This window comes from Caldimonas hydrothermalis (assembly GCF_056746695.1).
This window is the reverse complement of sequence record NZ_JBWQXA010000031.1, coordinates 1-1573: the sequence shown is the minus strand read 5'-3', so window position 1 is coordinate 1573 and position 1573 is coordinate 1. Positions and strand designations below refer to the sequence as shown.

Sequence of the window (1573 nt, the reverse complement as noted above, 5' to 3'; positions counted from 1 at the left end):
TGTTGGGCTCGCGCCTGGGCGTGCACGAGGGCGGTGGCGCTGTGGGGCAGTTCGGCGTCGGGTGGAGCCGGGTCCACCGATGGGGCGGCGGGGTCCCAGCGCGCGCTCACCCGCCCTTGCAGGCTGCGCTGCAGCGCTTGCAGCGCCTGGCGGGTGGGGCCCAGCGTGGCGTTGTGGTGGCGCTGCGCGGCCTGCGCCAGTGTGTCGGCCTGGGTGTGGGCCTGGTGCAGCAGGGCCAGGCCCGCGCTGGGGTCGCCCGCGCACTCGTGGGGGGCTTGGCCGTAGCTGCTCAGCAGCAGCCCGTGCGCGCCGCGCAGCGCCCCGTAGGCGTCGGTGCGCAGCTCCAGCCCCAGGCCGCGCGCGCTGCCGCGCCGGTTGCCGGCTTGGTGCAGCAGGTGGCCCAGGCCGAGCCAGGTGGCGTGCGCGGTGGTGGCCGCCTGCGCGCGCAATTGGCCGGGGCTGTCGTCGAAGACGAGCCGGTTGGCCCCCAAGCCGCCGAGCTCGCGGCTTTGCACGCCGCTGAGCGCGCCGGCGTGGGCATGGGGCTGCGCGGCCGCGCCGTGCCAGGCCGGGCTGTGGCCGCCGGCGACGTCGTTGGCCTGGCCGGCGCTGCGGTGGTCGTCGGCGGCCGCAAAGGGTGAGCCCTGCGGTGTGCGCGGCGCCCGCCCGCCCGGGGTGGGGCTCACGCCGCCGGCGCCGCGCCCGTTGTGCAGCACGCCCACGACGACGGGGCGCTCCAGGTCGCGCTCGATGAAGTCCACCAGCACTTCCTGGCCGATGCGCGGGATGAATTGCGTGCCCATGCCGGCGCCGGCCCAGCGTTGGGCCACGCGCACCCATACGCTGGGCTGGCTGCGCGGCTCGCCGCCGCAGCCGGGGGGGAAGGCCGCTTGCGCCGCCTGCCAATGGAAGCGCACTTTGATGCGCCCGAGCCGGTCGGTGTGGAGGGCCGAGCCTTCGGGGGCGTGAGGCTGGCCGTCGGGGCCCACGACCACGGCGCTTTGGGGGCCGGCGGCGCTGGGCGCGCTGGGGGGCATGGGTCGCCAGGGGCTCTGGCGGGGCACGGCGCGCCAGTGCTGGGCGTAGCCGCTGGCGCGCGCCTGGGCGAGCACGCCCGGCTCGATGGGGCGCGCCGGCGCCAGGCGGTCTTGGCCCGGCGGGGCTGGGCCGAGGGCGGCCGCGGCGTTGTGCACGGCATGGGGCAGGGGGTTGTCGCCCACGTGGATGAGCTCGGTGAGCAGCAGCTCTTGGGGCTGGGCCCGCCCGGGCAGGTGGCTCAAGCGCCACCATTGGCCGCAGCGTGCGCCGCGCACGGTGGCTTGGCCGCTGTAGTGCAGGGCCTGGGTTTGCAGGGCCTGGCTGCGCAGCCGCGCGCGCGCGGCCGCGCTGGCGCTGTCGGGCGCGCTGTGCAGCTCGTAGTCTTCGTAGGCGGCCGCCCCGGCCGCTGCGCCCGGGGCTTGCGCCGTGATGGCGCGTTTGGCGCTGTCGTGCCAGCCCAGGGTGGTGTGCACGCCCGGGACGTGGCAGGCGTGTTCTTCGTAGGTCTGGACGCTGTCGCGCGGCTCTTGGCTGT

Annotated in this window: 1 protein-coding gene; it reads right to left on the bottom strand. The window is 77.1% G+C overall.

The genetic code is table 11. The features are described from left to right. Nucleotides 1-1573: type VI secretion system tip protein VgrG (gene vgrG / locus AC1ECW_RS16235; protein ID WP_481202297.1), on the bottom strand; the 1573-nt coding region annotated here is incomplete at both ends.